The following is a 22668-nucleotide window of genomic DNA, read 5'->3' as shown; positions in this document are numbered from 1 at the left end:
GCCGACGAGCGTCTCCTACCGGTCGGTGCGGTACAGGTAGCGGATGTCCCAGTAGCCGTACAGCGTCGGCGTGGTGTTGCCGAACACGTTGCGCACGGCGCCGAGCCGTTCGCCGAGCGTCGTGTAGATCAACGGCACGTTCGCTGCGGCGATGGCCTGCGCCGCGCGATAGAGCAGGACTCGCTTGTCGTGATCGAGTTCTTGGCTGGCCTCGATATAGAGCCGGTCGATCTCGGCTTCCCAGTCGGTCGCGGGTTCGTCTTGGAACGGATGCCACAGGTGCAACGACTGGGAGCTGTGCCACAAGCCGATGCCGCTGTAGGGATCAGGGCCGCCGGTGAAGCCGATGACCATCGCCTCCCAGTCATAGGTGGTGGTGAGCTGCGACACCAGGTCTCTGAACTCGATCGCCTCGTACGTGACGTCGAGACCCGCTGCGGCCATCCCGTCCCGGATGATCTCTGTAGCTGCCTGGCGCACGGCGTTGCCCGTGTTGGTCACCAGCGTGAACGAGATCGGGTTGCCCAAGTCGTCCTCGCGGATGCCGTCACCGTCGGTGTCGATCCACCCCAAGTCATCCAGGAGATCGTTCGCCCTGTCGATGTCGTACGGGTAGCGACGCACATCGGGGTTGCGAAAGTCGCCGGCGGCCGGGCTCACTGACGACCACTGCTCGTAGCCCAGCCCGTGCTGGATGCCGTCGATCATGGCCGCCTTGTCGAGCGTGTGGGCCACCGCCCGACGGAAGTTCACGTTGCTGAACCAATGCAGCTTGGTCGGATCCACGAACGGCTCGCCCGCGTCGTTCGAGCGCGGATTCTGGTTGAAGGTCAGGAACGTGGTGCCGAAGCCAGGGCCCCGGCGATGCAGGGCGAAGTTCTCGTCTTCCTGCAACGGCTCCAGCAGCGCGTACTCCTCGCCCAGCACGCCGTGGAAGTCGGCAGTGCCGTCGCGGAACAGCGCCAGCTCGGACTCCAGGTCCGGCACCACGATGTGCACCACCCGGTCCAGGTACGGGAGCTGCTGGCCGTTGGCATCGGTCTGCCAGTAGTGCGGGTTGCGCTTGAAGACGACCCGCTCCTCGGGCGTGTACTCGCCGATGGTGAACGGGCCGGTGCCGACGATCTCGGTTGGGTCGGTGTCGATGTTCCAGAACTCGGTGAACGTGCCCGCCTCGATGGGCGCTTCGAAGATGTGCTTGGGGTAGATGGACGTGCCCATCGAACGCAGGAACGGTGCGAACGGCTGGGGCAGCACGAACTCGACCGTGTGATCGTCGAGCGCCGCCACATTCATCTTCGACGTTTCCCACTCTCCGTCATCGTTGAGATAGCGGAACTCGAAGGTGGCACGGCTCGACGCGTTGAAGTCGTCGTTGTAGATGACCTGGTTGAACGTGAAGTCCACGTCGTGCGCTGTGAAGGGCGTGCCGTCGTGCCACCGCACATCGTCACGCAGGCGGAACACCCAGCGCAGGCCGTCGTCTGAGCGCTCCCACGACTCGGCGAGCATCGGTTCGACGGCGTCGTTGAGCCACGACGTCTCGGTGAGGCCCTCGAAGAGGTAGCCCAAGACGTTCGACGAGCCAGCGTCGTTGGACAGCGCCAGGTTGAAGGTGAGTGGCTCAGAGATCGTCGCCAGCGTGAGCGCTCCGCCGTGGGTGCCGATCTCGTAGGAGAAGTCGTCGGCATTGCGGCGCAGCTCGTCCACGATCGCCTGGGTCGCCAAGTCTTGCTCGGACGGGCAGAAGGACAGCCCGAGGCTGTCGAGATCGTCGGCCAAGAACTCGGCGTAGCGCCAGTCGGCGGGAATGCAGCCGCTGAGAGTGTTGGTGCCGCCGAGCTTGATCTGTTCGAGGTAGGCCAGCGCCGCCAAGCCTGCAGGGATAGAGCCGGTGAGCTGGTTGCCCTGGAGCCAGAGCCGTCTGATGCTGCTGAGATTGCCGAATTCGGCCGGGATGGCCCCGGTGAGCTGGTTGCCGTCGAGGTAGAGCCGTCGCAGCTTGGCGAGGTTGCCGAGTTCGGCCGGGATCTCACCGGTCAATTCGTTGCCCCGCAGCCACACTTCGGTCAGTTCGACGAGATTGCCGATCTCGGCCGGGATCTCGCCGGACAGCTGGTTGTCGTCGAGATCGAGCCGGGCGAGGTGCACCAAGTTGCCGAGTTCGGCAGGGATGGGACCGGTCAGCTCGTTGTGCCACAGGTTGAGCCGCGTCAGCGAGCTGAGGTTGCCGAGTTCGGGCGGGATCTCACCGCTCAGCTCGTTGTACCGGAGGAAGAGGATCCGCAGATTCGCCAGGTCGCCGAATTCAGTGGGAATGGGGCCGTCAAGCTGGTTGAAGCTGAGCGAGATGCGCTCGAGACTGTCCATGCCGCCGAGTTCGGGCGGAATGTGACCGGTGAAGGCATTCCGGCTCAGGTCGAGGTTGCGCAGCTCGTCTAGGCCGCTGAGCTCGGTGGGGATCTCCCCCGACAACTGGTTGTCGTGCACGACGAGTTGCTCGAGCTTCGCCAGCCGAGCCAAGCTCCCCGGCAGTGCGCCAGTGAGCGAGTTCCGGCTGAGATCGAGGCTCCCGAGCTGACCGAGCCTGCCGACACTGCTGGGGATAGACCCGCTCAGTTCGTTGTTCGCCATGCGCAGGCTGCGCAGCTTGGCGAGGCGACCGACGGTTACCGGGATCTGGCCGGAGAACAGGTTGTTGCTCAGGTCGAGTTCGGTGAGCTCGCTGAGGTTGGCGACCGCCGTCTTCAGCGGACCGGACAGCTCGTTGTCATTCAGCCGGAGCTGGCGAAGCTCGGTCAGGTCCCACAGTGCATAGGGGATCTGCCCGTAGAGGACGTTGTCGCTGAGGTCGAGGCGCTTCAGCTTCGTGAGCGCACCCAGAGCACTCGGGATCCGGCCGGTCAGCAGGTTGCGGTCGAGGCGCAGTTCGGCGAGGCTCGCTGCGTCCGCGAGCTCAGCGGGAATGGTGCCCGAGAGCTGGTTGTCGCCCAGGTTCAACACTTGGAGCTTGCCGAGTTCGCCGATTTGGCTAGGAATGTCGCCCGTGAGCCGGTTGCGCTCCAGCCGGAGTTCCTTGAGCCTGGCGAGCTGGCCCACTTCGGCGGGAATCTGACCCATCAACTGGTTGCCTTCCAGCCGCAAGTAGCGCAGATCGCCCAGGTCGCCCAACTCGGGCGGCAGCGCTCCGGTGAGGCTGTTGTGTTCGAGGCGCAAATGCCTGAGTTCGGAGAGCTGGCCGATCTCGGCAGGAAGCTCCCCGGACAGCCGATTCTCGCTGATGACCAAGTACTCGAGTTCGCCCAGGCCGCCCAGCGCTGCGGGGATCGATCCCGTGAGATGGTTGGCACGCAGGTCGAGGGTGACAAGCCGTGACAGATTGCCCATCTCGGCGGGCATCTCGCCCGAAAGCGAGTTGTTGCTGGCATCGAGCCACGTCAGGCTGGCGAGGTCGCCGATCTCGGCTGGAATCTCACCCGACAGGCTGTTGCGGCTGACATCGAGCCACGCCAAGTTGCGGAGCTGGCCGATCTCGGCGGGGATCTCGCCCCAGAACAGGTTGTCGCTGATCACCAGGTGCGAGAGCTGGGTCATCTCGCCCAGTTCGGACGGCAGCGGGCCCGACATGCGGTTGCCCCGCATGTCGAGGACACGCAGGTCTTCGAGCTGCCACAGCTCGACGGGATTCCTGCCCCACAGGGCGTTGTGCTTGACATCAAGCAGCGTCAGGTTGGTGAGCTCGCCGATCTCGGCAGGGATCTGCCGGTAGAGCCGATTGTTCTGCAGGTCGAGCTCTCGGAGGCTGGTGAGCTCACCGATAGCCCGGGGAATCTCGCCATGGATGCCGTTGTCTCCCAGGTCGAGGCGTTGCAGGTGCGTGAGCTGGCCGATCGCCTCGGGAAGCTCCCCCGACAGGCCGTTGGACGGCAGTTCGAGCCGCACCACGCGCCCGTCGCTGTCGGTGGTGACGCCGTGCCACCGGCTGAGCGGCGCCCCAGAGCCCCACAGGTCGTTGCGGCCCCAACTGTCCCCGCCGGTCGCAGCGAACAACTCCTCGAGCGCTGCACGGTCCGACCGCTCATCGTCGTGCTCGCTGGCGGCAGCCGGGACCGCCAGCTGCAACGCCAGCACAGCGACCAGCGAGATGGCTACGGCCTTGGCCGATGTGGCGCGACGGGCTCGGGTCATGGGTGTGTCCTCGCGTCAGGAAAATGTGGGCGGGCCGACGGTCGGGCAGAGTACAACTCGGCCTCGCCGACCCAGCGGAGCCTCCCTGCTGCGGGGTTCAACCTCCTAGGGTCTCGGCGATGGATTACCGCTGGCCTCAAGAGCTGACCGATCTGGCCGAGGAAGCTGCCAGCTGGGTGAGCGAGGCCACCGCGGACCTGTTCACGATCGACGACAGCTGGCTGGTGGGCTACTCCGAGGAGTTCACGCTGCGGTTGGGCGAGCGCGGCTGGATCGGCATGTGCTGGCCCGTCGAAGCCGGCGGCGATGGGCGGCCCGAGGTCGAGCGGTTCGTGGTGACCGAGCAGCTGCTGCTCGGGGGGGCGCCGATGGCCAGCTCGTTCTTCCCGGATCGCCAGATCGGCCCAGTGCTGCTCACCTACGGCACGCCCGAGCAACAGGCCCAGTTCCTGCCCGAGATGCGCGCCGGGCGATCCCGTTGGTGCATTGGCATGTCGGAGCCCGATGCAGGCTCGGACGTGGCCGCGATCGGCACGACGGCGGTGCGAGACGGTGACCGCTTCATCGTGAATGGCCAGAAGATCTGGACGAGCGGCGCCGCTACTGCGAACTGGTGCTACCTGATCTGCCGCACCGATCCCGACGCCCCGCCGCACAAGGGCATGAGCGAGCTGATCGTGTCGATGGACACCCCGGGCGTCGAGGTGCGGCCGATCCGCGACGCCTCGGGCGACGCCCACTTCAACGAGGTGTACTTCGATGAGGTGGCCGTGCCCGTCAAGCACTTGGTGGGCGAGCTCAACAACAGCTTCTCCCAGACCATGCGCCAGCTCGAGCACGAGCGAGGCGGTATCGACCGGCTGGCTTCGAACCAGCGCCTCTACCTCGACATGAAGGACCGGGCCGACACCTCAGACCCGCTCGTTCGCCAGCGGATGGCCCGCATCGAGACCGGCTACCGGATTGGCCGCGACATGGTGCTGCGCAATGTGCTGCGCCAGACGCCCTTCCCCCAGTACTCGGCGGTGACCAAGACGTGGTGCACCGAGTTCGAGCAGGAGGTCTCCCGCTTCGTGGGCGACGTGGCAGGCGCCGAGACGATGCTGGCCAACCGGGTGTCGCGCAACGTGGTGTACGCGCCCGCCTACACGATCATGGGCGGCACCACGCAGATCCTGCGCAACATCATCGGCGAGCGGATCCTGCGGCTGCCCCGCGAACCCCGCGGCTAGGGGGCGAAGATCCAGCTGTTGGGCTGGTCGGTTGTCTCGATGTGGCCTGCAGTGCGGCCGGCGAAGTGGGTGCCGATCACCAGCCGGCCGTCAGACCAGCGAGGGAACGCTTCGATGCGCGTGGCGGTGGAGGCGCCGTCGGCCGCGTAATCGGCGCTGGAGGCCATGTCGGGTCGGGCGAACTGCAGCGGGTGGTGGATCATGTCGCCGGTGATGACCGCTCGCTCCCCAGCCGATTCGATGATGACGCTGACGTGGCCGGGGGTGTGGCCGGGCGTGGATTCGAACCAGACCTCGTCGTTGATGCGATGGTCGGGGCTGACGAGGTCGGCGAGCCCGGCATCCATGATGGGCTGCACCGAATCCTCGAAGACCGGCCCGTAGTCCTGCGGCTCGGCACGCCAGTAGTCGTACTCGGCTTGCACGAATAGGTAGCGGGCGTTCGGGAACGTGGGCACCCAGGCGCCGTCGACGAGGCGGGTGTTCCAGCCCACATGGTCGACGTGAAGGTGGGTGCACACCACGAAATCGATCGTCTCGGGCGCGAATCCCGCCGCTTCGAGGTCGGCCATGAACGGGGTGGAGAGCTGCTCGAACGGGGGCGCGCCCGGGCGTGACTTGTCGTTGCCGACACAGGTGTCCACGATGATTCGCAATCCCGCCGACTCGATGACCACCGAATGCATGGACAGGCGCATACGGCCGTCGTCGGTGACGAAGTCGGGTCGCAACCAGTCGTAGTCGTCGATGACGTCCTCGGCGCCGGGCAGCAGGATGCCGAAGGGCCAGTGCACTTCGAGCTCTGCGATACGCGTGAGCTGAGCATCGCCCACGGTCCACGCGATCGGGGTGGATTTGTCGACGGTCGGCATCGTCGGCTCTCCTCGTTTCGGTTTCACAAGCGCGGCGCTGATCGCGGTTGCGACGTTGCGGAGCGCCTGCGACGCGCCACACTATTGCCGCCTTGCCGACTGATGCCGTGCCGAGCCATGAACGAACCTGACCGACATACACCTGATCCCGGCGATCCGACCCGCGGCGAGCGGTTCCGCGAAGCCGCTATCGCGGCCGAGCTGGAGACAGGCGAGCGCGAGCCGACCCGTCAGAAGGCGTGGCGCAGTTCGATGCTCCGGCTGGTCCGGATGGGCTTCGGGTTCGGCGTGGTGGTGCTCGGCGTCATCATGATGCCGCTGCCCGGCCCGGGGATGCTGGTGGTCGCCGTGGGCTTGGCGATCTTGGCCCGGGACGCCGCATGGGCCGACCGGTTGCTGGGCAAGGTGCGGGAACGCCTGCCGTCCGATGCCGATGGCAAGCTGCCCCGCTCGACCATCGCAACGATGGTGCTGCTCGCCGCGGCGGGCATTGCCGCCTCGATCTGGTTCACGGTCGGCGACATCAACCCGCTCGACGTGATCCTGTTCTGGCGCGACTAGTGAATATGGACGGGCGTTGAGACTTCGCTGAAGAAGTCGTTGCCCTTGTCGTCCACCACGATGAAGGCCGGGAAGTCCTCCACCTCGATCTGCCAGACCGCTTCCATGCCCAGCTCGGGGTATTCGAGCACCTCGACCTTGCGGATCGAGTCCTTGGCCAGCCGGGCCGCCGGGCCGCCAATGGAGCCCAGGTAGAAGCCGCCGTAGCGAGCGCACGCCTCGATGACCTGGCGTGACCTGTTGCCTTTGGCCAGCATGACGAGGCTGCCCCCGGCGGCCTGGAATTGCTCCACGTAGGAATCCATGCGCCCCGCAGTCGTGGGGCCGAACGAGCCCGAGGCGTAGCCCTCCGGTGTCTTGGCAGGACCGGCGTAATAGACCGGGCGCTCGCGCAGGTAGTCGGGCAGCCCGTCGCCGGCGTCGAGGCGTTCCTTCAGCTTGGCGTGGGCGATGTCGCGGGCCACCACCAACGTGCCGGTGAGCGACAAGCGGGTCTTGACGGAGTGCTGGGTGAGCTGGTTGCGGATGGCATCCATCGGCTGGTTCACGTCGATGGGCACCACCCCGGTTGACAACTCCTGCTCCTCGGTCTCGGGCAGGAATCGGGCGGGATCGGTCTCGAGCTGTTCGAGGAAGATGCCGTCGGCGGTGATGCGCCCGAGTGCCTGGCGGTCGGCCGAGCACGACACGGCGATGCCAACGGGGCAGCTCGCGCCGTGACGGGGCAGGCGCACCACCCGCACGTCGTGGCAGAAGTACTTGCCGCCGAACTGCGCGCCGATGCCGAATTCGCGGGTGAACTCGAGGATGCGGCCTTCCCATTCGAGGTCGCGGAAGCCGTGGCCGGCCTCGCTGCCGGCAGTGGGCAGCGTGTCGAGATACTTGGCCGACGCGTACTTGGCCACCTTCACGGCGAACTCGGCCGAGGTGCCGCCGATCACCACCGCCAAGTGGTATGGCGGGCAGGCGGAAGTGCCCAGCGTGCGCAGCTTCTCGTCGAGGAACCGAGTGAGGCTGTCGGGGTTGAGCAAGGCCTTGGTCTCTTGGAACAAGAAGCTCTTGTTGGCCGAGCCGCCCCCCTTGGCCATGAAGACCAGCTCGTACTCGTCGCCCGGCGATGCGTAGATCTCGATCTGGGCGGGCAAGTTGTTGCCGGTGTTGCGCTCAGTGAACATGTCGAGCGGGGCCATCTGCGAGTAGCGCAGGTTCGACGTGAGGAAGGTGTCGGCAACCCCCTGGGAGATGGCCTCGGCATCGTCGAAGTCGGGCTCGTCTGCGGTGCCGGTGAGCACCCGCTCGCCCTTGTGACCCCAGATGATCGCCGTGCCGGTGTCCTGGCAGCTCGGCAGCACTCCCCCGGCGGCGATGTTGGCGTTCTTGAGCAGTTCCAAGGCCACGAACCGGTCGTTGGCCGACGCTTCGGGATCGTCCAGGATCGCAGCGATCGAGGCCAGGTGACCGGTGCGGAACAGGTGCGAGATGTCTCGCATGGCCTCGGCAGTGAGCAACCGCAGCGCTTCGGGCTCGACTTGAAGGAAGCGCCGCCCCGCGGCAGTGACGGTCGATACATAGTCGGACGTGAGGTGCCGGTAGGTCACATCGGCGGGTCCGGTGGGAAGCAACTCCACGTGGGTGTAGGTGCTCATTGCTTCATGCTACGGACGCTTGCCCGTCGGCGAACTGACCGCGCCGTCGCGCATGGCCGGATTGCGGCGCCTCTGGACGGTGTCGGCGCGCCACCGGATTCCGCGGCGAGAATGGCACCGTGGCTGGTGTCGAGTCGATCAATGCGATCACGTTGCGGACCGCCGACATGGCGGCGTCGGTGCGGTTCTACGAGGCATTGGGCTTCCGGCTCAGCTACGGCGGCGATGACGCGCCCTTCAGCACGCTGCGCAGCGCTGAGTGCTTCGTCAACCTGATCGCCGTGGACAACCCTGCGGGGGCCGAGACCGGCTGGGGCCGAGTGATCTTCCACGTGGACGATGTGGACGCGCTCTACCAGCAAGCGCTCGACGCGGGCCTGACGCCGCAAGCAGCTCCCCGGGACGCCCCCTGGGGTGAGCGCATGTTCCCCATCTTCGACCCCGCGGGACATGACCTGAGCTTCGCCAAGCGCATCCGCGCGTACGAGGTGGATCACACCGAGCTGTGATCCTGCCGGCACGACGAGCGCGTACCGTCGAGGCGTGAGCGAGGGGCTGTTCGAGGCTGCCGGCAACGAGCGGCTGGCGCGCCAGGCGCCGCTGGCGGCACGGCTTCGCCCTCGCACGCTTGACGAGATCGTCGGCCAGGACCACCTGCTTGCCTCCGGGCAACCGTTGCGAGAGCTGATCGAAGCCGATCGTCTGGCGTCGGTGATCCTGTGGGGGCCTCCGGGCACTGGCAAGACCACGCTGGCTCGGGTCGTCGCCGCATCAACCGCCAAGGAGTTCTGCGAGCTGTCGGCGGTGAGCGCCACCGTCAAGGACGTGCGCGAGGTCATCGCGGACGCCCGGCTGCGGCTCGGCGAGCATGGCCGAGGCACGATCCTGTTTCTCGACGAAGTGCATCGCTTCAACAAAGCGCAGCAGGATGCGCTGCTGCCCGCGGTCGAGGACGGCCTGATCGTGCTGATCGGCGCCACCACCGAGAACCCGCACTTCGAGGTGAACCCGCCGCTGCTGTCGCGCTCGACGCTGTTCCGGCTGGTGCCGCTCGACGACGGCGCGCTGCGCACCCTCATCGATCGGGCATTGGAAGCCGAGGGCGCCCAGGCCGACGCTGACGCCATCGACCACATCGCTGCCCGCAGCGGCGGCGACGGGCGCCACGCACTCACCAGCACCGAGGTCGCGGTGGCGCTCGCCATGCGCCGCCAGGAGGCAGAGGCCCTCGAAGCCGTCGAGATCAGCGGCGCAGCCCACGCCGCCCCTGACGCATCGGCCGGGAGCATTCGCGTCACGCTTGCCGATGCCGAGCACGCCGTGGACGCCAAAGCGGTCCGCTACGGCGCCGACGGCCACTACGACACGATCAGCGCGTTCATCAAATCGCTGCGGGGCTCCGATCCCGATGCGGGGCTGTACTGGCTGGCCCGCATGCTCGATGCCGGCGAGGACGCTCGCTTCATCGCTCGCCGCATGGTCATCCTGGCCTCGGAGGACATCGGCATGGCCGACAGTTCGGCCCTGCTGGTGGCCGAAGCTGCCGCCCGGGCGGTCGAGTACGTGGGGCTGCCGGAGGCCCAGCTCAACCTGGCGCACGCTGTGGTGCGTCTCGCCACCGCCCCCAAATCGAACCGGGTCACGGTCGCGCTCAGCCGCGCCAAATCCGATGCCCGCTCCGCCGGCGCCGGCGAGGTGCCGATCCACCTGCGAGACGCCCACTACCAAGGCGCCGCATCGCTGGGCCACGGCGAGGGCTACGTGTACCCGCATGACGACCCGAGCGGCTGGGTTCCCCAGCAGCACCGGCCCGACGAGGTAGCCGGCAACGTCTACTGGGAACCCTCTGAGCACGGCCGCGAACGCGACCTGCGCCCCGCGGCGCCCGCCGAGCAATCCAGCGAACCAGCCGCCGACTGACCACAATGGGGGCACTATGAGCGCGAATGCAGCAACGCTGGGACTCACCGAGGTACCCATCGTCGAATACGGCGATGTCGAAGACGACATGGTCGCCTACCGGGCAGCCGGCACCGAGCGGGCGATGCAGCTCGGCAACCGTGGACCGATCCGCTTCACCGACAGCGGCGACCTGCATCCAGAGATTGCCGAGGCCTACTCGCGCTGCGGCTTCTACGTCTTCACGGGCGTGCTCGGCCCTGACGAACTGGCCGACATCGAGGCCGACGTCATCGACCTGCTCGACCGCTGCCCCACCGGCCCCGACTCCGACATCGACCGGCACGGCCGCCCGGCGCTCGATGCCGGCCGCACGGGCAAGGCCATCTCGTTCGTCCGCCCGCTGTCGGATCCCTACGGCGGCACCGATGTCGCCCACGGGCGCCATCCGTTCAAGATGTTCGAGCCCGCAGCCCCCGACGGCTCGCCGGAATGGGTGGCGCAGGTCATCAGCGGTTCGCTGCAGTACTCCGAGGCCTGCCTGCGGGTGTACGCGCACCCCGGCCTGCTAGGCGTCGCGCAAGCGCTCAACGGCTCTGACTTCACGCCGTTCAACGAGGTGGTGTGGATCAAGCATCCGGGCCTCGGCGGCTCGGTGGCATGGCACCAGGATGGCTGGACGCACTGGGACCATCCCGAGCTCGACGAGGGCACGCACGGCTTCAACTTCATGGCCCAGCTCTACGGCTGCGACGCTACCAACGGCCTGTGGGTGGTGCCCGGCTCGCACCGCATGGGCAAGCTGGACATCAAGGCGATGTGCCAGGCAGCAGGCTCAGACCGGCTCCCCGATGCGGTGCCGCTCATCTGCGAGCCCGGCGATGTCGCGATCACCAGCCGCCAGGCCATCCATGGCTCGTTCGCCAACACATCCGAGCGGCCGCGGGTCACCATCAACTTCGGCTTCCACCGGCGCCGCTCGGTGCTGGGCGTGCGCAGCGGCGGCGTCCACAACCCGATCTCGCTGTACGACGAGGCCTACATCGCCGAGCGCTCCCGGGTGATCGGCTGGGCCATCGACGCCCGTGCCAAGCGTTTCGGTGCCGAGACGCCGTTCGTGTACCAGCCCAACGTGGGCCGCGAGCACGAGTTCGTCTGGGACGACGACGCCCGTGAGGCCATCAAGGACTACAACCTCAAAGACCTCGGTATCTAGGTCTCGAGGGCGAGCACGGCACTTGGGCCGATGTGCAGCTTCACGTTGGCGCCCACTGCGGGTCCGTGGGGAGTGATGGAGTCCAGGGTGGTGGCGACCCCGCCGATGTCTGCTTCCAGCCGCACCTCGTAGCGGTCGCCGCGGAAGCGACGCCGGACTACCGTGGCCGGCAGCTGCGCCGTCACAGCGTCTGCGACGTCCGCGCTGGCGCCGTCGTCAACCTCCACCTCGATGCGGTCGGCCCGCAGCACGAAGCTGTCCGAGCGACCGGCTGCCTGAGCCAGCTCCGGCGGCACTTCGGAGTCGAACACGTTCGTGTGACCCAAGAATCGGGCCACCTGGGCGGTGCGGGGGTCTGTCCACACCTCTTCGGGCGTGCCGATCCGCAGCAGACGACCAGATGCCATCACCGCAATTCGGTCGGCCAAGGCAAACGCCTCGTGATGGTCGTGGGTGACGTGCACGGCTGTGACGCCGACCTGGTCGAGCACTGGGCGCAGCTCGTCGATGAGACGCTCTCGCAGCAGCCGGTCCAGCGAGCCGAACGGCTCGTCGAGCAGCAGCACCCTCGGCTCAGGTGCGAGCGCCCGTGCCAGCGAGACCCGCTGCGCCTCGCCGCCCGACAGCGTGGCCACATCGCGGCCCTCGAAGCCCGCCAGGCCCACCAGCGCGAGTACTTCGGCCACTCGCCGACGCCGTTCCGCGTAGGGCACCCTGGCCATGCGCAGCCCGAACGCCACGTTGCCCTCGACATCGAAGTGCGGGAACAGCACCTCGTCCTGGAACATCAGGCCGATGCCGCGCTGGTCGGGGCGCTGACCGGTCAAGTCGCGCCCGTCGAGCTCAATATTGCCGGCGTCCAGCGGCTGCAGCCCCGAGGCGGCTCGCAGCAGCGTGGTCTTGCCGCAGCCCGATGGTCCCAGCAGCACCACCATCTCGCCGTCGCCGACCGCGAGGTCCACCCCGTCCAGCGCCCTGAAGCCGTCGAAGTGAACGTGGGCACCCGTGATCCGCAGCGTCCCGCCGCCTCGCCCGTCTGCCATGTGCAAGACGCTACGCACTCCCCGACGCCTGCCTGAACAGGTTTCTTGACGCAAACTGATGATTCGCGAAGGGAAGGTCTGGGGAATGACGGAGAGGTTGAGCGGACGGACGGCGTTGGTGACGGGGGCAAGCCGGGGCATCGGCGAGCACTGTGCGCGGGTCTTGGCCCGGGATGGTGCGCGGGTGGCATTGGCGGCGAGAACCACCGACGATTTAGATCGAATCGCGGCCGAGCTGCCGCACGACCCGGTGGTGATCCAGAGCGACCTCGCGGTAGCCGGCGCCGGTGCTGATCTGGCTGCCGCCGCTGTCGATGCTCTCGGCGGTGTCGACATCTTGGTGAACAACGCAGGACGGGGCGAGCTGCGCGAACCAGGAGGCGATCAGGCAGTGCTGCAGCTCAACTACCTGGCGCCGCTGGAGACCACCCGGGCGCTGGCCCGCCAGATGGGCGAGCGAGGTCACGGCTCGGTGATCCACATGTCCTCGATCGCCGGCTCGGTCGGCGTGAGCGAGCTGGCCACCTACGGGGCAACCAAGGCTGCGTTGGACTCGCTCACCCGCTCGCAGGCAGCCACATATGGCCGCTTCGGCATCCGTGTGAACGCCGTGGCGCCCGGTCTGATCATCACTGAGATGTGGGCGGCAGGCCGCGAGATCCCCGGTCTCGCCGACGGCCTCGAGCGCCACATCGCGCTCGGCCGCTGGGGCGTGCCCGAGGAGATCGCCGACGTGGTCGCCTTCCTCGCCAGCGAGGAAGCCCGCTACGTCACCGGCCAGACCATCACCGTCGACGGCGGCTACCAAGGCGTCACCGCCTGGGCCAACTACCCCGCCCCCAGCTCGTAAGCGCGTCAGACCAGACCGCCCGACGCCTTGCGCCCCGACAGCGAGACCCAGTCGTCGAGCCGGACGGGATCGGCCAGCTCGATGCCGTAGCGGCGGTAGGCGGCAGCAACCGACGAAGTCTGGGCTGCGGAGATGCCGCTGATGGCAAGCCAGCATCCAGGTGCGACTCGCTCGGCAATGTCGCCGGCTAGCGGCATCAGCACACCAGCAGTGATGTTGGCAACGACCACGTCGTATGTACCGAGTTCGGCGCCGCCGACAGGGGCTACGCCGAAGCTGGCCACGGCGTCGAGTCCGTTGCGCTGGGCATTGGCCTCGGCCGCCGCGATCGCTGCCGGTTCGATGTCGATGCCCACCACTTCGGCAACACCCAGCCTGGCCGCTACCAGCGCCAGCACCCCGCTGCCGCACCCCACGTCGAGCACCCGCTCGCCGCCGCTGATGTGCTCCGCGAGCCACTCAGCGAGGAGCCGGGTAGATGGATGAGTGCCCGCGCCGAATGCCTCGCCAGGGTCGACCTCGACCACCGCCGCAGCGTCAGCGTCCGCCCACGGGAAGCAAACGGCCAGCTTCCCGCCGACCTGCACCGCACGGTTGCGGTTTCGCCAGCCCACAACGTGCGCTTCGTCGGGCGGCCCCAGCACAGCGGCGTGACCGTCGGCGCGCAGCTGTGCCACCAGTTCTCGAGCGGAACGGTCGTCAGTTACCCGAAGCCGGCTCACCCACCGGCCCCGCCCCAGTCGTTCGTGTGCCACCGCCAACGCCGTTGCCGCCAGCCGTTCCGGCAGCGGGGGTCTGAGCAGCCCGCCATCTGGCGCTTCACCGCCACCCATCCCCAGCGGAGCATCGTCGGCGAGCACGACACACGCACCGCCGTGGCGCTCGTCACCCCACAGCGCAGCCCGAGGCTGCGGATCGCTCACCCCAGCATTCTCGCCATCAGACCGTCATGACGCCGCGTTCGGCCCGTCACAGCCCATCGCTAGGGTGGTAGCCCGCCGAACGGGACCCGCACAGCGTGGGTACCGCTAACCACCTGGGGGTGATCGGTTTCGACTTTGACGGTTGAAGTGAGAGAAGCGAGCCGTGGTCTCCGGATCCACGAAAAAGAGCCGGAAACAAATACAAACGCCAACGTCGATCAAGACGATCTGGTGCTCGCAGCCTGATCTCAGGTTGTGAGTTCGGCCCGATAGCCCCAGTCCTGCGGGCGTCGGTGCCATCATCTGCAGGGCTCGCCCGCCGCCCGTGCCGACGGGGCGCCGGGGACACGCACAGACGGCTACGGCGACTGGCAGGGTGTCGCTGCCCGCCATCGCCCGACAATCCCCCAGCGACTGCGCTCGGAGAAGACTCACCGAAACGTTGAAGGACGCGGGTTCGATTCCCGCCACCTCCACTCGTTCCGCTGCACGAAGGGAACCTGCATGCACCCGATGAGCACTTCGGAGGCATGGGAGTTTCTGAACGAGGGCTCACGGACAGGCAAGCTCGCATGGGTCGCGGCCGACGGACATCCCCATGTGGCGCCGGTGTGGTTCATCGTCGACGACGGCGATCTGCTGTTTGCAACCGGCACGCGCAGCGGCAAGGCACTGGCCATGAGGCGCGAGCCGCGTGTTTCGCTGGTGGTCGACACCGAAACGCCGCCGTACGCGTTCGTGAAGGTGGACGGGGTCGTGGAACTCTCCGAGGACCCCGATGAGCTGCGGCGCGTGTCCACCCTCGCTGGAGCCCGCTACATGGGCAAGGATCAGGCCGAGTCGTTCGGTGAGCGCAACTCCGGTCCCGGTGAGTGCCTGGTGCGTCTGCACCCCACCTGCATCACCGGTGTCGACGGCGTCGCCGACTGGGACTGACTGCGGCCCGAGGACATTCATCCCGCTACGGTCGCCGGCCGTGCCACAGAACCCGCTGAGCCTCGAAGACTTCCGCCGCTGGGCGCTCGGCAATCTGGTCGACAACCGCAACCGCGGGTTGTTCGCGGAATGGCTCGTCGGCATGGCCCTCGACGTGATTGACAAAGCCAGCGAGCGCCAGGAATGGGATGCCTACGACCTGCTGTATCGCGATAGGAAGATCGAAGTCAAGGCCGCAGGACGTAGCCAAAGCTGGAACCCCAACCATTCGGCGCCAATCAGATTCGGCATCGAGCAGAAGAAGACGTCATGGTCTGCGGCGACGGACACCTTCACCCATCATGACCAGCCCCAACGATTCGCCGACGTGTATGTGTTCTGCTTGCACACAGCTGTGCCCGCAGACAACGTCAATGTCGCCGATCCCGACTACTGGCAGTTCTGGGTCGTACGTACGAGCGTCCTGGACGGGGAGCTCGGCACGCAGAAATCGCTGGGCATCAACCGTCTCGACCAAATTGCCGAACCGGTGCAGTGGTCCGACATTCGAGCAACCGTCGACGAATGTCTGAAAGAGACTCTCGTCGACGGCACCGGCGATTAGCTCACTACGGCGCTGTGGCGGTGCCGACGGGGATTGCGTGCAGTCTGAGGTCGAACGCGTTGAGGACCTTCAGCACCGTTGAGAACGCCGGGTTGCCTTCTGTGGACAGCGACTTGTAGAGGCTTTCGCGCCCAAGTCCGGAGGCAGCAGCAATCTTGGACATTCCCTCCGAGCGCGCGATGTCGCCAAGCGCTGCCGCAATCAACCGGGTCTCGCCGGTCTCGAGAGCAGCATTGAGATATGCCCTTGCGTCGTCCGGTGTGGCGAGGTGGTCCGCCGGCTCCCACGACCGTTCCGTCACTGATGCCATCGTTGTCAATCCTCTTGCCCGCTAGAGGAATTGTGCCGAGTTGTATCTCAGAGGATACATTTTGGCAAGGCCTCCCAGCGCCGTTGCAAGGCCCTCGCTACTGAGGCTTGGTCAGGGCGAAGTGGAGCTGACGTAGGTGGGCCAGGCGTCGGGGTTGAGGGCGGCGTCGCTGCCGCCGTCCATGAACACGACCGATCCGCAGAAGAAGCCTGCTTCGGGCGACAGCAGGAACGACAGCAGGTTCGCCACTTCTTCGGGGCGCCCTGCCCGTTCCTGCGGGATGGGGTAGAGCTCGCCGAGCGACAGGACGACGTCGATCATGTCTGCCGTCATGGGGGTGTCGATGAGCCCCGGCGCCACGGCATTCAGGCGGATTCGGGAACCGGCCCAATCCGGGCCGACGGCGGTGCGGCGAACCCATCGAGCCAACGCGAGCTTGCTGGCGGCATAGGCCACGATGGGATCAGCGCCCGCCAGCGCACGAGCCTCGGCTTCGTCGTCGCCCAGGCAGGCATCCACGAGACCCTCGGGCAGATCGGCCATGGCGGTGCTGGAGTTGGAGCTGATCGCGACTGCTGAGGGATCAGCCCCGGTGATGAGCAGCGGTCTCAGCCCTGCGATCGTGACCACTGCCCCGAAGTAGTTGATCGACACGACCTGAGCCGGGTCGGGTCCGGTGATTCCCGCACCTGCCACGAGACCGTCGATCCGTCCGCCGCTGGCGGCGGCAACCGCATCGATCATCGCAGCGCGACCCTCGGCTGTGGACAGGTCGGCGATGACCTCGGCGTCCCGGAGATCGACCCCGATCACCTCGTGGCCGTCGCTCACAAGCCGTTCTCGGGCCGCTTGGCCGATCCCGCCGGCGGACCCGGTGATCACGATGACTCCCATCCGCGTATTCATAGCGGGAATCGAGCGAGACACGAGGGAGCGACTGCGCTCGGAGAAGACTCACCGAAACGTTGGAGGACGCGGGGAGGCTGCTTGGGCGATGCGATGTGCCCCTGACATCAGTTGGTCTGCGCTGGAGGCTCGTCTGCTTGGTCTCGGGCGAGCTTGCGGCGCATGTTGTCGGCAAGTCGCGGGGCGGCCCCGGGTGTCGACCACGGGCACACGGCAATGCAGATGCCGCACCCATAGCTGACGGCGAAGTACGGCAGGCACCGGTCGAAATCGACCGCCCATTTCTCCGTTCCTCGCACGAGGCGCTTGTCGGGGGCGATGGCGTCGGGAGGGCAGGCATCGGTGCAGACGCGACAGCCGCTGCAGAATTCGTCGACACCGAAGGTGTCCGGAGGGGTCGCAACGAGCGGCGCGTCGGTGAGCACCAGCGCCAGCCGGAACGAGGAACCGAGTTCGCTGTTGATGATCGAGCCGTGCTTGCCGAGCTCTCCGAGCCCGGCGGCGATCGCAGCAGGGACCATCTGCATCGGTCCCGCGCCGGGGCCGCCGTGGCCCACCGCTTCGAATCCTCGGCTGCGGATCCAGTCGGCCAGCGTCCTCGCAGCAGCGGTTCCCCGGTTGTATTGACGGTGGACCTCCATGGCCGACGTGTATTCGGGCGCGGTCGCCAACTCGCTGTGGTCCATCGCGACGGCCAGCAGGATCGCCCAGGGAAGGCCGGACTCGCGGCCCTCGAAGAACCATTCGCGTCGGGCTGCCACGACCGCCACCAGTTCGACGCTGTGGCCCTGCTCGCTCGTCGCAAACTCGGTGATCTCGGTGAGCCATTCCGCCGGCGTGCGATCGATCCTGCGCGAATCGACCGGTGCGGGCTCGTGGCGGTCATCGGTGCGCAGCACTGTGCGCAGTTGAGGATGAGCCATGAACTCCTCGGTCATGCGCACCTGGACCGGGCCGTGGGCGATCGTGGCGGGATGAGCCCACATGACCAGCGTCGGCTGCCGAGCCTCAGATGAGCCCCAGCCGTTCAACTCGTTGCCCGAGACCTCGCCCATCAACTCGACGATCTCGCCCGGCGCCTCCCAGACCGGCGTCCGACGCTCCATCCGCCGCAGCCGCTGCGGCCTCGCTGGCCGGCCCGACCGGCCCTCTTGTTCAGAAGTCACCGTCCCGCTTCCCGGCGAGGGTCACTCTGGCACGGCTCGGCCGATGCCCAGTCCCAGCACGGGTGTCTCCGAGTCCTGGCTCCAGTCGAGGCCGAGGATTTCCGAGAGCAGGACATCGTCGAATCCGCCGAGCCACACCGTGTCGAGTCCCGCAGCGATGCTCGCGAGATCGAGGGCCATGATTGCCGCTCCGGCTTCCTGGTAGGCGAATCTGGAGCCCCGGATGCCCCATCTGGCCCACGACCGCGTGAACGTCGCCGTCGCGACGGCCACCGCCTGAGGCAGCGGGCCGAACTCCTGCACTCTGAAGCACTGCGCAAGCGACTCGGCGCTGATGCTCGCATTCACACGAGCGAGCATGTGGTCGGCCGCGTCGTAGTGATACGCGCCCTCAGCGAGGCCTTCGACGTTGCGGGCAATCACGTACGTCTCGACGGGCCATCGCGCACCTGCCGATGGATAGGGCCGCGACAGCGCGTCACCGCGGGTCAACAGCGCGCTTCCCAACGCAGAAGCCAGCGCCGTGAGCGGCACTGCTTCGCCCGAGAAACTCCGGCAGGAGCGACGGCGAGACAACACGTCGCCGACTGACATGGGGGCCGGCACAGGGTGGGGCAGCTGCTGCTTCTCCGCACCCGGATAGGACTTGACGTTCTTGCGGACCCACGAATCTGGCGGGTTGTCCGGCGGATTCGCCGCTTCGGCCTCGGCAGCCTCCCGCTGGATCGTCTCCTCGAGTGCCCTGGCGACGTTCAGACCTTCATCGTCCACGCTTCGCTCCTGCGATCACGCCGATTATCAGCGAGTCTGTCACGTCCCCGAAGGGGCCTTCCACGCGCCCGGCCATCGGCGCGTCACGACATTCGACGGCTCAGCTCGCGGAGCGGGCACCGCCGAGCGAAGAGTGGGCGGGATCGGCGCGTGGGTCACGGCGGGTCCACTGACCGGCTTCTACTGCGCTGAAGAAGTCCGCCGCCATCTGGTTGAACGCAGCAGGCTCCTCCAGGTTCATCCCGTGGCCGGTGCGGGGCGCGATCCACAGGCCGGCCCGCGGCAGCACCCGCTTGAGGAAGACGTTCGTCTCGATGACCGGATCGTCCTCGTCGCCGACGGCCAGCAGCACGGGAACGTCGAGCTGGCGCAGCTCGGATTCGAAGTCGTACAGCGACGGGCGCCCGGCCTGGAAGTTGCGCATGGTCAGCCCGGAGCCGACCGCCGAATGCTCCGCCAGGTACTGCTTGAACTCCTCCCAACCCCTGGGGTCCTTGTTCTGAAGCTGGACACGGGTGGCGCCGACAGCCAGCCGCTCCGCTGCCACCTCCATCCCTTCGTTCATCATCGCCTCGGCAGCCGCACGGACCTCGGCCAGGAACGCTTCGCGGGTGTCGCCGAACGCGCCAGACCCGCCGCTGGCGAACAGCAACGACGTGACCCGCTCGGGATACCGCAAGGCGAACATCAGCCCGGTATACGCACCCATGCTGAGGCCGACGATGTGAGCGCGCTCGATGCCGAGGCTGTCGAGGACGGCCCGCAAGTCGTCCCGCTCCCGCTCGAACGTGTACGCCGCATCGCTCTCGGGCACCTCCGACGGCGGATAGCCGCGGGCGTTGTAGGCGATGCATCGATGGCTGCGGCTGAACCGCCGGATCTGTCCCTCCCACGTGCGGTAGTCGGCGGCGAACTCGTGCAGCCACACGATGGGATGCCCAGCGCCGGATTCCTCCGCGTACAGCTCGACCCCGTCTCCTTGGATCATCGGCACGACGTCACCTCCGCTCGCCCGCCATCAGGATGCACCAAGCGCAGCAACCACCGCCATACGCACTCGCGGAGGTTCATTGAGCACTCAGTGTCATATGCCGCATTATCTGAGTCATATGCTGCATTATCAGACGTTTCCGGTGCGCATTTGCCTCTCGGGACACCACTGATGGGCTTGAAGGGTGCCAAGTTGGCTGACATCGACCGCTTGAGTGCAGAGAACGCGATGCTTCGCTCGCGCCTGTCGGGGCTGACCGAAGCGATTCTGCGAATCAGCGAGGACCTCGACCTCGACACGGTGCTGCAGGCGGTGGCAGACAGCGCCCGATCGCTGACAGGGGCCCGCTACGCAGCCATCACCACGGTCGACGACGCAGGAGAGCTGCAGGACCTGTTGTTCTCGGGAGTATCCGAGGAAGAGAAGCAGTTGATCGTGGAGTATGACGCCGGCATCGAGCTGTTCCGCTACCTCAGCGGCTTGCGCGACCCGCTGCGGATCACCGACTTTGTGGCCCATGCCGAATCTGCGGGGTTCAGCGGATTCCAGCCGCAGATCGGCGCCTTCCTCACTGCACAGATCATGGTTCGCGACGGCCAGGTGGGCACGCTGTACATCGGCGAGAAGCACGACAACTCCGAGTTCACACCTGAGGACGAGGAGATCCTGCAGATGTTCGCCAGCCAAGCAGCGAAGGCGCTCACCAACGCCCGCCGCTACGGCGACGAGCAGCGGGCAAAGGCTGATCTCGAAGCCCTGGTGAACACCTCTCCAGTGGGCGTGCTGGTGATGGATACCGCCTCGAAGCAGGCGGTGATGGTCAACCAAGAGGCGCGTCGCCTGCTCCGCGTCGGTCCCGACCAGCGAGAGTTCTCGGTCGCGAGCGTCGAGCGCTTGGCGTTCAAGCGGATGGACGGTTCCGCGATCGCATTCGAGGATCTGCCATTCAGGGCGGCCCTGCAAGGCGGCGAGACGGTGCACGCCGAAGAGCTGGTGATCGTGCGTCCTGATGGCAGCGAGGTGACCACACTGGTCAATGCCACGCCGATCCGTTCCGACGACGGCGAGCTGGTAACGGTGATTGCGACGCTGCAGGACATCTCGCCCCTGGAGGACTTGGAACGGCTTCGAGCTGAGTTCCTGGCGATGGTGAGCCACGAACTGCGTGCGCCGCTGACGTCCATCAAGGGCTCAGCGGCCACCGTGCGCAGCTCGCTGGTGCCCCCCGATCCCGCAGAGGTTCGCCAGTTCTTCCGCATCGTCGAAGAGCAAGCCGATCACATGCGGGGTCTGATCAACGACTTGCTGGATATGACGCGCATCGAGGCGGGAACGCTGTCGGTGAATCCGACGCCGGGGAGCCTGGAGTCGATTATCGAGCAGGCCAAGAACACATTCCTCAGCGGCGGTTATCAGCACAATGTCAAGGTCGAGCCGGCGCCAATCCTGCCGCGTGTGTGGTGCGACGGGCAGCGGATCATCCAGGTGCTGCACAACCTGTTCGTGAACGCTGCGGCCTACTCCCGCGACTGGTCGACCATCAGCGTGTCAGCGGTATTGGACGACACCCACGTGGCAATCTCGGTGACCGACGAGGGATCCGGCATCGCTGCCGAGCAACTGCCGCTGCTGTTCACCAAGTTCTCGCGCCGGCTCCCCGACGAAACCGAGAGCGCCACCAGCGGCTACGGGCTGGGGCTGGCCATCTGCAAGGGCATCGTGGAGGCTCATGGCGGCCGGATCTGGGCTCACAGCGCGGGCAACGGCAGCGGCGCGCAGTTCACCTTCACCGTGCCCGCCGTCGACGAGCCGCCGGTCGCAGCAATCCTGACCGATGCAGGCGTCAGTGACAGCAGCCGGGCGGGGACAAAGGTCGAGCGGATACTCGTCATCGATGACGATCCCCAGGCGCTGCGCTTCGTCCGCAGCACGCTCGCACGGGCCGGCTACACGCCGGTCGTCACCAGCGATCCCGGCGAGGTCGAGAGCCTGTTCGAAGCCGAGACGCCCCATCTCGTGCTGCTCGACGTGGTGCTGCCCGGCGTCGACGGATTCGAGCTCGTCAGGCGTCATCCCAAGATCTTGGAGGCGCCGCTCATCTTCGTTTCTGGTCGGGACGACGACCACTTCGTAGAGAGAGCATTCGAGATGGGCGCCGCCGACTATCTCGTCAAGCCTTTCTCGCCGACCGAACTGCTGGCCCGCATCGGCGCTGCCCTGCGCCGTCGAGCGCAATCGCAGCATGTCGAGACGTACCGGATGGCCGACCTCACCGTCGATTTCCTGACCCGGACCGTCACGGTCGCCGGGCAAGCGTTGAATCTCACCCCAACCGAGTACAAGCTGCTCTCGGAACTGTGCATCAACGCCGGCCGGGCACTCAGCTACGAACAGCTCCTCGATCTCGTCTGGGGCGACGATGCCAGCGGCGACGCGCAGCGCGTGCGCACCTTTGTCAAGGACCTGCGCTCGAAGCTCGGCGACAACGCCAGGAACCCCACCTACATCCTCACCGTGCCGGGCGTCGGCTACCGGGCCGCCGCGCCGTAGCAAT

General features: G+C 66.9%; 19 protein-coding genes and 1 other RNA gene. 10 read left to right on the top strand and 10 right to left on the bottom strand.

Translation table 11 applies throughout. The features are described 5' to 3' along the window. Nucleotides 1-15 precede the first annotated feature (15 nt). Entirely contained in the window at nt 16-4188 is a 4173-nt protein-coding gene (locus ACOGW9_RS14875) for an ABC transporter substrate-binding protein (RefSeq protein ID WP_419912612.1), read from the bottom strand. A 119-nt stretch (nt 4189-4307) separates the two neighbouring features. Between ACOGW9_RS14875 and ACOGW9_RS14870 the strand changes: the two genes are divergently transcribed. Beyond that, complete coding sequence (locus ACOGW9_RS14870) at nt 4308-5420, top strand: acyl-CoA dehydrogenase family protein (protein ID WP_419912610.1); 1113 nt, start codon at nt 4308-4310, stop codon at nt 5418-5420. On the opposite strand, the gene ACOGW9_RS14865 is transcribed toward ACOGW9_RS14870, so the two are convergent. Continuing rightward, the gene (locus tag ACOGW9_RS14865) at nt 5417-6292 is read right to left on the bottom strand and encodes an MBL fold metallo-hydrolase (protein WP_419912608.1); all 876 of its coding nucleotides are present in this window, start codon (nt 6290-6292) and stop codon (nt 5417-5419) included. The two genes, ACOGW9_RS14870 and ACOGW9_RS14865, sit on opposite strands and share 4 nt — an antisense overlap. Nucleotides 6293-6409: 117 nt before the next feature. Here ACOGW9_RS14865 and ACOGW9_RS14860 point away from each other — a divergent pair, with 117 nt between their 5' ends. Then, nucleotides 6410-6853, top strand: coding sequence for a PGPGW domain-containing protein (locus tag ACOGW9_RS14860; RefSeq protein WP_419912606.1), 444 nt, complete (start codon nt 6410-6412; stop codon nt 6851-6853). Here the strand turns inward: ACOGW9_RS14860 and ACOGW9_RS14855 are convergent. Further along, entirely contained in the window at nt 6850-8499 is a 1650-nt protein-coding gene (locus tag ACOGW9_RS14855) for a fumarate hydratase (protein WP_419912604.1), read from the bottom strand. The genes ACOGW9_RS14860 and ACOGW9_RS14855 overlap by 4 nt on opposite strands. Before the next feature lie 119 nt (nt 8500-8618). On the opposite strand from ACOGW9_RS14855, the gene ACOGW9_RS14850 reads away from it, so the two are divergent. The 3 genes from ACOGW9_RS14850 to ACOGW9_RS14840 are packed head-to-tail and all read left to right on the top strand — an operon-like array spanning nt 8619 to nt 11614. Continuing rightward, complete coding sequence (locus ACOGW9_RS14850; RefSeq protein ID WP_419912602.1) at nt 8619-9008, top strand: VOC family protein; 390 nt, start codon at nt 8619-8621, stop codon at nt 9006-9008. Between the two features lie 34 nt (nt 9009-9042). Continuing rightward, nucleotides 9043-10419 carry a replication-associated recombination protein A gene (locus ACOGW9_RS14845; RefSeq protein ID WP_419912600.1) on the top strand — a complete coding sequence of 459 codons (1377 nt, stop codon included), beginning with the start codon at nt 9043-9045 and terminating at the stop codon, nt 10417-10419. 16 nt (nt 10420-10435) lie between these two features. Next, nucleotides 10436-11614, top strand: a complete 1179-nt coding sequence (locus ACOGW9_RS14840; protein ID WP_419912598.1) for a phytanoyl-CoA dioxygenase family protein — start codon at nt 10436-10438, stop codon at nt 11612-11614. On the opposite strand, the gene ACOGW9_RS14835 is transcribed toward ACOGW9_RS14840, so the two are convergent. Beyond that, nucleotides 11611-12657, bottom strand: a complete 1047-nt coding sequence (locus ACOGW9_RS14835; protein ID WP_419912596.1) for an ABC transporter ATP-binding protein — start codon at nt 12655-12657, stop codon at nt 11611-11613. The two genes, ACOGW9_RS14840 and ACOGW9_RS14835, sit on opposite strands and share 4 nt — an antisense overlap. Before the next feature lie 85 nt (nt 12658-12742). Here ACOGW9_RS14835 and ACOGW9_RS14830 point away from each other — a divergent pair, with 85 nt between their 5' ends. After that, nucleotides 12743-13507 carry an SDR family NAD(P)-dependent oxidoreductase gene (locus tag ACOGW9_RS14830; RefSeq protein WP_419912594.1) on the top strand — a complete coding sequence of 255 codons (765 nt, stop codon included), beginning with the start codon at nt 12743-12745 and terminating at the stop codon, nt 13505-13507. Nucleotides 13508-13512: 5 nt separating this feature from the next. On the opposite strand, the gene ACOGW9_RS14825 is transcribed toward ACOGW9_RS14830, so the two are convergent. Beyond that, nucleotides 13513-14430, bottom strand: coding sequence for a 50S ribosomal protein L11 methyltransferase (locus tag ACOGW9_RS14825; RefSeq protein ID WP_419912592.1), 918 nt, complete (start codon nt 14428-14430; stop codon nt 13513-13515). A gap of 115 nt (nt 14431-14545) precedes the next feature. Between ACOGW9_RS14825 and ssrA the strand changes: the two genes are divergently transcribed. The 3 genes from ssrA to ACOGW9_RS14810 all read left to right on the top strand — a co-directional run bounded on the left by ssrA (nt 14546) and on the right by ACOGW9_RS14810 (nt 15970). Continuing rightward, nucleotides 14546-14909, top strand: a transfer-messenger RNA (tmRNA) gene (gene ssrA / locus ACOGW9_RS14820). Nucleotides 14910-14943: 34 nt separating this feature from the next. Continuing rightward, nucleotides 14944-15366, top strand: a complete 423-nt coding sequence (locus ACOGW9_RS14815) for a PPOX class F420-dependent oxidoreductase (protein ID WP_419912590.1) — start codon at nt 14944-14946, stop codon at nt 15364-15366. 40 nt (nt 15367-15406) lie between these two features. Continuing rightward, nucleotides 15407-15970 (top strand): hypothetical protein, encoded by a 564-nt coding sequence (locus tag ACOGW9_RS14810; protein ID WP_419912588.1) that lies wholly within the window; start codon nt 15407-15409, stop codon nt 15968-15970. A gap of 4 nt (nt 15971-15974) precedes the next feature. Here ACOGW9_RS14810 and ACOGW9_RS14805 read toward each other — a convergent pair whose 3' ends face one another. From ACOGW9_RS14805 to ACOGW9_RS14785, 5 genes are all read right to left on the bottom strand, one after another. Then, the gene (locus ACOGW9_RS14805) at nt 15975-16280 is read right to left on the bottom strand and encodes an addiction module antidote protein (protein ID WP_419912586.1); all 306 of its coding nucleotides are present in this window, start codon (nt 16278-16280) and stop codon (nt 15975-15977) included. Nucleotides 16281-16391: 111 nt separating this feature from the next. Further along, complete coding sequence (locus tag ACOGW9_RS14800) at nt 16392-17174, bottom strand: SDR family oxidoreductase (RefSeq protein ID WP_419912584.1); 783 nt, start codon at nt 17172-17174, stop codon at nt 16392-16394. 119 nt (nt 17175-17293) lie between these two features. After that, a complete protein-coding gene (locus ACOGW9_RS14795) occupies nt 17294-18352 on the bottom strand; it encodes a 4Fe-4S dicluster domain-containing protein (protein ID WP_419912582.1) in 1059 nt (352 codons plus the stop codon). A gap of 21 nt (nt 18353-18373) precedes the next feature. Next, the gene (locus ACOGW9_RS14790; RefSeq protein ID WP_419912580.1) at nt 18374-19123 is read right to left on the bottom strand and encodes a SagB/ThcOx family dehydrogenase; all 750 of its coding nucleotides are present in this window, start codon (nt 19121-19123) and stop codon (nt 18374-18376) included. A 100-nt stretch (nt 19124-19223) separates the two neighbouring features. Then, nucleotides 19224-20111, bottom strand: a complete 888-nt coding sequence (locus ACOGW9_RS14785; protein WP_419913097.1) for an alpha/beta fold hydrolase — start codon at nt 20109-20111, stop codon at nt 19224-19226. Between the two features lie 195 nt (nt 20112-20306). On the opposite strand from ACOGW9_RS14785, the gene ACOGW9_RS14780 reads away from it, so the two are divergent. Continuing rightward, on the top strand, nt 20307-22664 hold the full coding sequence (locus tag ACOGW9_RS14780; protein ID WP_419912578.1) for an ATP-binding protein: 2358 nt from the start codon (nt 20307-20309) through the stop codon (nt 22662-22664). Nucleotides 22665-22668: the final 4 nt, after the last annotated feature.

This window comes from Candidatus Poriferisodalis sp. (assembly GCF_965203655.1).
Taxonomy (GTDB): Bacteria; Actinomycetota; Acidimicrobiia; order Acidimicrobiales; family Poriferisodalaceae; genus Poriferisodalis.
This window is presented reverse-complemented; position numbering and strand designations above follow the sequence as displayed.

Bases quoted from the DNA above. Each gene is read 5' to 3' on its own strand.
- ACOGW9_RS14805 (WP_419912586.1), bottom strand. From the start codon at position 16,280: ATGGCATCAGTGACGGAACGGTCGTGGGAGCCGGCGGACCACCTCGCC.
- ACOGW9_RS14815 (WP_419912590.1), top strand. From the start codon at position 14,944: ATGAGCACTTCGGAGGCATGGGAGTTTCTGAACGAGGGCTCACGGACA.
- ACOGW9_RS14875 (WP_419912612.1), bottom strand. From the start codon at position 4,188: ATGACCCGAGCCCGTCGCGCCACATCGGCCAAGGCCGTAGCCATCTCG.
- ACOGW9_RS14860 (WP_419912606.1), top strand. From the start codon at position 6,410: ATGAACGAACCTGACCGACATACACCTGATCCCGGCGATCCGACCCGC.
- ACOGW9_RS14830 (WP_419912594.1), top strand. From the start codon at position 12,743: ATGACGGAGAGGTTGAGCGGACGGACGGCGTTGGTGACGGGGGCAAGC.
- ACOGW9_RS14855 (WP_419912604.1), bottom strand. From the start codon at position 8,499: ATGAGCACCTACACCCACGTGGAGTTGCTTCCCACCGGACCCGCCGAT.
- ACOGW9_RS14870 (WP_419912610.1), top strand. From the start codon at position 4,308: ATGGATTACCGCTGGCCTCAAGAGCTGACCGATCTGGCCGAGGAAGCT.
- ACOGW9_RS14865 (WP_419912608.1), bottom strand. From the start codon at position 6,292: ATGCCGACCGTCGACAAATCCACCCCGATCGCGTGGACCGTGGGCGAT.
- ACOGW9_RS14840 (WP_419912598.1), top strand. From the start codon at position 10,436: ATGAGCGCGAATGCAGCAACGCTGGGACTCACCGAGGTACCCATCGTC.
- ACOGW9_RS14785 (WP_419913097.1), bottom strand. From the start codon at position 20,111: ATGATCCAAGGAGACGGGGTCGAGCTGTACGCGGAGGAATCCGGCGCT.
- ACOGW9_RS14835 (WP_419912596.1), bottom strand. From the start codon at position 12,657: ATGGCAGACGGGCGAGGCGGCGGGACGCTGCGGATCACGGGTGCCCAC.
- ACOGW9_RS14800 (WP_419912584.1), bottom strand. From the start codon at position 17,174: ATGGGAGTCATCGTGATCACCGGGTCCGCCGGCGGGATCGGCCAAGCG.